The organism is Mitsuaria sp. TWR114, assembly GCF_007997345.1.
In genome coordinates this window covers 1-8,205 of record NZ_VOSR01000469.1, presented here as the reverse complement: position 1 = coordinate 8,205, position 8,205 = coordinate 1, and the positions used below count along the sequence as shown (strand labels likewise).

5 protein-coding genes and 1 pseudogene are annotated in these 8,205 nt (G+C 68.5%); 3 read left to right on the top strand and 3 right to left on the bottom strand.

Going from position 1 to position 8,205, the window contains the following annotated elements; translation table 11 throughout:
• From fusA to FUT87_RS16920, 3 genes and pseudogenes are all read left to right on the top strand, one after another.
• Positions 1 to 885, top strand: a pseudogene (gene fusA / locus FUT87_RS16930) (elongation factor G); the annotation flags it as partial.
• Positions 886 to 1,318: 433 nt separating this feature from the next.
• On the top strand, positions 1,319 to 2,113 hold the full coding sequence (locus FUT87_RS16925; RefSeq protein WP_147241770.1) for a DUF4397 domain-containing protein: 795 nt from the start codon (positions 1,319 to 1,321) through the stop codon (positions 2,111 to 2,113).
• 228 nt (positions 2,114 to 2,341) lie between these two features.
• The gene (locus FUT87_RS16920; RefSeq protein ID WP_147241769.1) at positions 2,342 to 5,707 is read left to right on the top strand and encodes an amidohydrolase family protein; all 3,366 of its coding nucleotides are present in this window, start codon (positions 2,342 to 2,344) and stop codon (positions 5,705 to 5,707) included.
• Positions 5,708 to 5,847: 140 nt separating this feature from the next.
• Here the strand turns inward: FUT87_RS16920 and dut are convergent, their stop codons facing one another.
• From dut to trmB, 3 genes are all read right to left on the bottom strand, one after another.
• Positions 5,848 to 6,297, bottom strand: a complete 450-nt coding sequence (gene dut / locus FUT87_RS16915; RefSeq protein WP_091723772.1) for a dUTP diphosphatase — start codon at positions 6,295 to 6,297, stop codon at positions 5,848 to 5,850.
• Between the two features lie 137 nt (positions 6,298 to 6,434).
• A complete protein-coding gene (gene coaBC / locus FUT87_RS16910) occupies positions 6,435 to 7,664 on the bottom strand; it encodes a bifunctional phosphopantothenoylcysteine decarboxylase/phosphopantothenate--cysteine ligase CoaBC (RefSeq protein WP_147241768.1) in 1,230 nt (409 codons plus the stop codon).
• 125 nt (positions 7,665 to 7,789) lie between these two features.
• Positions 7,790 to 8,205: tRNA (guanosine(46)-N7)-methyltransferase TrmB (trmB, locus tag FUT87_RS16905; RefSeq protein ID WP_147241767.1), on the bottom strand; the 416-nt coding region annotated here is incomplete at its 5' end.

The following is an 8,205-nucleotide window of genomic DNA, read 5'->3' as shown; positions in this document are numbered from 1 at the left end:
ATGGTGTTCCCGGAGCCGGTGATCTCCCAGGCCGTGGAGCCCAAGACCAAGGCCGACCAGGAGAAGATGGGCATCGCGCTGGGCCGGCTGGCGGCGGAGGATCCGTCCTTCCGCGTGCGCACCGACGAGGAATCGGGGCAGACCATCATCTCGGGCATGGGCGAGCTGCACCTGGAGATCATCGTCGACCGGATGAAGCGCGAGTTCAGCGTCGAGGCCAACGTCGGCAAGCCGCAGGTGGCGTATCGCGAGACGGTGCGCAAGAAGGTCGAGGACGTCGAAGGCAAGTTCGTGCGGCAGTCCGGCGGCAAGGGCCAGTACGGCCACGTGGTGCTGACGGTGGAGCCGCTGGAGCCGGGCAAGGGCTTCGAGTTCGTCGACGCCATCAAGGGCGGCGTGGTGCCGCGCGAGTACATCCCCGCGGTGGAGAAAGGCGTGATCGACACGCTGCCCAACGGCGTGCTGGCGGGCTACCCGGTGGTGGACGTGAAGGTCACGCTGACCTTCGGCTCGTACCACGACGTGGACTCGAACGAGAACGCGTTCAAGATGGCCGCGTCGATGGGCTTCAAGGAAGCCTGCCGTCGCGCCAGCCCGGTCATCCTCGAGCCGATGATGGCGGTGGAGGTCGAGACGCCGGAGGACTACGCGGGCACGGTGATGGGCGACCTGTCCAGCCGCCGCGGCATGGTGCAGGGCATGGACGACATGGTCGGCGGCGGCAAGATCATCAAGGCGGAGGTGCCGCTGTCGGAGATGTTCGGCTACTCCACCTCGCTGCGTTCGGCCACGCAGGGCCGCGCGACCTACACGATGGAGTTCAAGCACTACTCCGAGGCGCCGAAGAACGTCGCGGACGCGATCATGACGGCGCGAGCCAAGTGAACGCGCAACGCGCGTTGCAGTAAAGGGACGCGCATTCGCGGCCCGATTTCATTTCTGCGCTTGATCTCGCCGGCGTCACGCAACATGCCAGCCATGGCTTGCAGATTCTCGATTTCCGGCCTGTTTTGCAAGGCATGGCTGACATGCCTTCGAATTCGACGTCCGCTACGGCTTGCGGAATGTGCCGATGCCATCGAGAGCGAGAGCCAGATCAGAACCTGCCGGAAGGCGATTCGTCCATGGGAATCCGGCAGTTGTCCTCTCCGACGACGGTCAGTTGCTGCTGGTCGATCGGCTGGTGTGGGAAGAGGGGCTGATGCATGGAAAGTGAACGCCTCCGCGCACATCATCCGCCTCGGTGTTGTGGCTTCATTGACATGAATCTTTTCCGGTCGGCAATCGAGCTCGACGCCCGGATCGACATGATTTCGGGATGTCCAACCGCACGCGAACCTTCATGCTCGAATCGCCGATCCATGCGCCGTCGCTCTCCTCCCCTCAGCGACGCGTCTTCCTGACCCGATTGGCGAGCGTCGCCGCGCTGGGCAGCAGCCTGCCACTCGTCGCCTGCGGCGGTGGTTCCGAAGACCAGGCGGCGATCCGCTTCGTCAACGCCACGGTCGACTACGCGACCGCGGACTTCTGGGTCGGCGACGAGACGGCCATCGCCGGCCTAGCCAACGGCGGCGCGTCGAGCGGCTACGGCAGTGAGGACAGCGGCACGCTGCAGGTCTCGCTGCACGCGGCGGGCTCGTCGAGCGCGGTGTACTCGGCCTCGCGCGACTTCGCGACGGACAGCTCCACCTCGGTGATCGCGTACGGGTCGCTGGCGACCAGCCTGACCTTCCGCTTCCTCGACGAGTCCAACGCAGCGGCCGCGAGCGGCACGTTCAACGTGCGCGCGCTCCATGTGGCCCCGTCTCTTGGCGGGCTCGACATCTACATCACCAACACGAGCAGCCTGAGCGGCCTGTCGCCGACGCTGAGCGTCAGCGCGTACGGCGAGCTGTCGAGCTTCGTGAATCTGGGCAGCGGCACCTACCGCGTGCGCATCACTAAGACCGGCGACCAGAGCAGCGTGCTCTTCGACTACACCGCGGGCCTGACGATTGGCGGCGCGACGGTGCTGACGCTGGCGATCGCGCCGCGTTCAAGCGGCTCCCTGCCCAACATCGCGGCGCTGCCGGAGAAGTCATCGCCATTGGTACTGGTGAACGAATTGGCCTGACCGCGGGAGCGTGGTTCGGACATTCGAGCCAAAAGCGAGCCACGACAACCATCCGAAAGAGGATGTACACCGAAGGTCAAGCAACGGCCAGGCCGCTGACTGGATCACACAAGCCTGAGCGCCCCAGTCCACTCCTCGCACTGCCATTCGTCACGCCCTCGCAAACCCTCCCGGTTTCGCCAAGGGTCGACGAATATGCTCCCGGCACTCTCATCCCAGGGTGCCCCAATGCCGACCAAGACGCTCACGAAGCCGACCTCGCTCACCAGCCTCTTCCCCGTCACGCCCGCCCGCGCGGGCGTGATCGCTTTTGGCCTCGCGCTGCAGGCCGCCGCCTTCGCCGCTGACACGCCGGCGCCTTCCGCCGACGCTGCCAAGCCCAAGTGGAACGTCAACCAGCCCCGCGGCGAGCAGCGCATCGCCAAGCTCGACGTCCGCTCCGGCACCTGGATGTCCGTGGACGTCAGCCCCGATGGCAAGCGCGTCGTCTTCGACCTGCTCGGCGACCTCTACGTGATGCCCATCGACGGCGGCGAAGCCAAGGCCCTCACCCATTCCATTGCCTGGGAGATGCAGCCCCGCTTCTCCCCCGACGGCCAGCAGATCGCCTTCGTCTCCGACGCCGGCGGCGGTGACAACATCTGGGTCATGAACGCCGACGGCAGCAACGCCCGCGCGATCTCCACCGAAGACTTCCGCCTGCTCAACAACCCCGTCTGGCACCCCAGCGGCAAATACATCGCCGCGCGCAAGCACTTCACCGGCACCCGCTCACTGGGCAGCGGCGAGATCTGGCTCTATCACCTCGACGGCGGCAAGGGCCAGCAGCTCAACGAGAAGCCGAACTGGCAGAAGGACCTCGGCGAGCCCGCGCTCTCGCCCGATGGCAAGTTCCTCTATTACTCGCAGGACAGCACGCCCGGCCGCCAGTTCGAATACAACAAGGACAGCACCGGCGAGATCTTCCGGATCTACCGCCAGGACCTGACCGACGGCACCAGCGAGCCTTTCGTCACCGGCCCCGGCGGCGCGATCCGCCCCACGCCCTCTCCCGACGGCAAGTACCTCGCCTTCATCCGCCGCCTGCGCGACGCCTCGGGCAGCCGCACCACGCTGTTCCTCAAGGACCTGAAGACCGGCCGCGAGTTCCCCGCCTGGACCGGCATGGAGCGCGACCTGCAGGAGTCCTGGTCCGTGCACGGCGTCTACCCCGGCATCGCCTGGACACCCAATGCCCGCCAGCTCGTCGCCTGGGCGCAGGGCAAGCTCTGGCGCATCGATCCGTTCAAGGGCTCGGCCGCCGAGATCCCCTTCCACGTGAAGGACGAACGCCAGTTCACGCCCGCGGTGCGCTTCTCGCATGAGGTCGCGCCGGCCAGCTTCGAATCGAAGATGCTGCGCTGGGTGAAGGTCTCGCCCGACGGCAGGCGGGTGGTGTTCTCGTCCGCGGGCTACCTCTACACGAGCGAGCTGCGCGACGGCCAGCCGGTCGGCGAAGCCAGGCGCCTGACCTCGCAGACCGAGCGCTTCGAATACTTCCCGGCCTTCTCGCGCGATGGCCGCCAGCTGGTCTACCTCGGCTGGAGCGACGCCGAGCAGGGCCGCGTGCGCGTGCTCGACCTGGCCAGCGGCCGCGACACCGTCGTCACGCCGGAGCCCGGCAAGTACCTCGCGCCGGCCTTCTCGCCCGACGGCCGCAGCATCGCGTACCAGAAGGCCAAGGGCGGCTACCTGACCTCGCCCTGGAACAGCCTGGAACCCGGCATCTACGTCGCACTGGCCGATGGCAAGGGCCAGGCGCGCCGCGTCACCAAGGACGGCGAGGCGCCGCAGTTCGGTGCCGACAACGACACGCTCTACGTCACCCGCAAGCAGACCACCGGCGAGGTCGATGCCAATCGCCAGCTGATCCGCCTGAACCTCGTCGAACGCAGCGAGATCGCGGTCGCCAAGAGCGAATTCGCGACGCGCTTCACCGTGTCGCCGGACGGCCAGTGGCTGGGCTTCACCGAACGCTTCCACACCTACGTGACGCCGCTCGCGCCGGCCGGCAAGCTGCAGACCGTCGGCCCCAAGGCCGAGGCGATGCCGGTCAGCAAGCTCGACGTCAATGCCGGCGACGACCTGCAGTGGTCCGGCGACGGCAAGTCGCGGCCCTACGCGCTGCACTACGCGCTCGGCAACGAGCTGTTCACCGTGCCGCTGGCGCAGGCGCTGCAGCCGGGCTTCAAGCCGGCCGAGCGCGGCGCGACTATCCAGTTGACGCTGAGCGCCGACAAGCCGAAGGGCCGCATCGCCATCGTCGGCGCGCGCGTCGTCACGATGAACGCGGCCAAGCCCGATGAAGTCATCGAGGACGGCGTCATCCTGGTCGACGGCGACCGCATCGCGGCGATCGGGCCGCGCGCTTCGGTGACGATCCCGGCGGGGACGGAGACGATCCAGGCCGCCGGCAAGACGGTGATCCCCGGCCTGATCGACGCCCACTGGCACGGCACGATGGCCGAGAGCGAAATCATCCCGCAGCAGAGCTGGATCAACTACGCCTCGCTAGCCTTCGGCCTCACCACGCTGCACGACCCGTCCAACCGCACCAGCGACATCTACACCCAGTCCGAGATGCAGCGCACCGGCCGCGTGGTCGGGCCGCGGATCTTCTCGACCGGCACGGTGCTGTACGGCGCGAAAGGCGACTTCTCCGCGGTGATCAACAGCCTGGACGACGCCCTCACCCATCTGAAGCGGCTGAAGTCCGCCGGCGCGATCAGCGTCAAGAGCTACAACCAGCCGCGCCGCGACCAGCGCCAGCAGGTGCTCGAGGCCGCGCGTGAGACGCAGATGATGGTCGTGCCGGAAGGCGGATCGCTGTTCCAGATGAACATGAACATGGTCATCGACGGCCACACCGGCATCGAGCATGCGCTGCCGGTGGCCAAGGTCTACGACGACGTGAAGCAGCTGTGGCCGCAGACGCAGGTCGGCTACACGCCGACGCTCAACGTCGCCTACGGCGGCCTGGACGGCGAGCACTACTGGTACGCGCGCACCGACGTGTGGCGCCATCCGCTGCTGAGCAAGTTCGTACCCAAGGCCGTGCTCGAGCCGCGCAGCGTGCGCCGCGAAACGGCGCCGGAGGAGGACTTCAACGTCATCCAGGTCGCGAAGACCGCGACCGAGCTGCAGCGCGCCGGCGTGCCGGTGAACATCGGCGCGCACGGCCAGCGCGAAGGCCTGGGCGCGCACTGGGAGATGTGGATGATGGGCCTGGGCGGCATGTCCTCGCTCGAGGCGATCCGCACCGCGACGCTCAATCCGGCCCGCTACCTGGGGCTGGACAAGGACATCGGCTCACTCGAGCCGGGCAAGCTCGCGGACCTGGTGATCCTCGACGGGGACGTGCTCAAGGACATCCGGCAGAGCGATCGGATCTCGCAGGTCATGCAGGGCGGCAAGGTCTTCGACATCCCGTCGATGAACGAGGTCTGGCCCGTGAAGAAGGCGCGCAAGCCGTTCTTCTTCGATGGCGCCAATGCGAGCGTGCCGGTGGATGCCGAGGCGGCGGGCGTGGAGCACGGGCACGGGCACGAGGATTGACCTCGGACGGCCAGGCGCGGGCTCTTCACGGGGCATGGGGCCTCCCGTCCGGGAACCCCAAGCCCCATTCCGGCCCCACACGCGCTCGCTGACTCCGGCCTGCGAGTCGCAGCGTGGGCTGCGCGGGGTGGTGGCCCGGGTCAGGCCTTGCCGGTCGAGCCGAAACCGCCCTCGCCGCGCGAGGAGGCGTCGAAGTCATCGACCACGCGGAAGGTCGGCTGCACCACCGGCACGATCACCATCTGCGCGATGCGCTCCATCGGCTGGATGGTGAAGCTGTCCTTGCCACGGTTCCACACGCTGACCATCAGCTGGCCCTGGTAGTCGGAGTCGATCAGGCCCACCAGGTTGCCCAGCACCACGCCATGCTTGTGGCCCAGACCCGAGCGCGGCAGGATCATCGCCGCCAGGCCCGCGTCGCCGATGTGGATCGCCAGGCCCGTCGGCACCAGCACCGTGTCGCCCGGCGCGAGCGTGATCGCCTCGTCCAGGCAGGCGCGCAGGTCCAGGCCGGCGCTGCCGGTCGTCGCGTAGGCGGGAAGCTGCTCGGCCATGCGGCGGTCGAGCACCTTGAGATCGATGGTGGTCATGGAGTCAACGGGAAGAAGGTCGGAACGCCGCCATCGCCCACCGCGCCCTCGCCCCCCGGAATGGCCGGAATGGCCGGGGCAGCGTGGACGCTTCGGGCGACGGGCGCGCCGGACGGCGCACCGCGCGCGGCGGAAAGTCAGGCAGTGTAGGTGGTGAGCCGCTGCGCGATCTCGCGCACCAGCTCGCGGGCCAGCGTCAGCTTGTCGGCGCGGGAGAGCTCGCGCTCGCCGCGCGCGTCGACCAGCGTCAGCGCGTTGTCGTCCTGGCCGAAGGTCGCCGGCCCGACGTTGGCCACGATCAGCGGCACGTTCTTGCGCTGGCGCTTCTCGCGCGCATGCTTGATCAGGTCCTGGCTCTCCGCCGCGAAACCGACGCACAGCGGCGGCTGCGGCAGCGCGGCCACCGTGGCCAGGATGTCGGGGTTCTCGGCCAGTTCCAGTGCGGGCGCGACCGCCTCGCCGGCCTTGGCGTTCTTCTTGATCTTGTGCTCGGCCGCCTGCGCCGGCCGCCAGTCCGCCACCGCCGCCGTGGCGACGAAGACCTGGTGCGTCGCCGCGCGCGGCAGCACCGCGTCCAGCATCTCGCGCGCGCTCTGCACGTCGATGCGGGTCACGCCCAGCGGCGTGGGCAGGTGCACCGGGCCGGCCACCAGCGTCACCTCGGCCCCGGCCTCCGCCGCCGCGCGCGCGATGGCGAACCCCATCTTGCCGCTGGAGCGGTTGGTGATGCCGCGCACCGGATCGATCGCCTCGTAGGTCGGGCCCGCGGTGATCAGCAGCTTGCGTCCGGCCAGCACCTTGGGCTGGAAGTGGGAGACGACGTGCTCGAGCAACTGCTGCGGCTCCAGCATCCGGCCATCGCCGACTTCGCCGCAGGCCTGGTCGCCGCTGCCGACGCCCAGCACCTGCGCGCCGTCCGCCCGGACCTGCGCCAGGTTGCGCTGCGTGGCGGGATGGGCCCACATCTCGCGGTTCATCGCCGGCGCCAGCAGCAGCGCGCAGCGCTGGGCCGGGCGCGCCAGCGCGGTCAGCGACAGCAGTTCGTCGGCGCGGCCCTGGGCCAGCTTGGCGATCATGTCCGCGCTGGCCGGCGCGATCAGCATCACATCGGCCTCTCGGGTGAGGTTGATGTGCGCCATGTTGTTCTCGGGCCGCGCATCCCATTGGCTGGTGAAGACCGGCCGGTTCGACAGCGCCTGCATCGTCACCGGCGTGATGAAGGCCTCGGCGGCCTCGGTCATCACGACCTGCACCGTGGCGCCGGCCTTGACCAGCAGCCGGGTGAGCTCGGCGATCTTGTAGCAGGCGATGCCGCCGGACAGGCCCAGCAGGATGTGCCGACCGGCGAGGGAGTTGGATTCGGACATGGGGCGGAACTCTACCAGCGCGCCCCTTTTGACGGCCTTGAATGGCCTTGCGGGCCGGTCCGTGCCTGACCTTGGTCACGCAGCGATGCACCGCGGCCGCGCGGTCGCGGGGCCAGCGGCGCGATTCAGCCCTTGCGCTTGAAGACCAGGTCCCAGACGCCGTGACCCAGCTTCAGGCCGCGATGCTCGAACTTGGTGAGCGGGCGGTAGTCCGGCTTGTCGGCGTAGCCGTCGGCGCGGGACGAGGCATTCACCAGGTCCGGATCGGCGCTCAGCACTTCCAGCATCTGCTGGGCGTAGGGCTCCCAGTCGGTGGCCAGGTGCAGGTAGCCGCCCGGCGCGAGGTGCTTCACCAGCTTGGCGACGAAGGGCGGCTGCACCAGGCGGCGCTTGTTGTGCCGCTTCTTGTGCCAGGGATCGGGGAAGTAGATGTGCACGCCGGCCAGCGAGCCCGGCGGGATCATCTGGTCCAGCACCTCGACGGCGTCGTGCTGGAAGATGCGGATGTTCGGGATGTCCTGCTCGCCGATCAGCTTGAGCA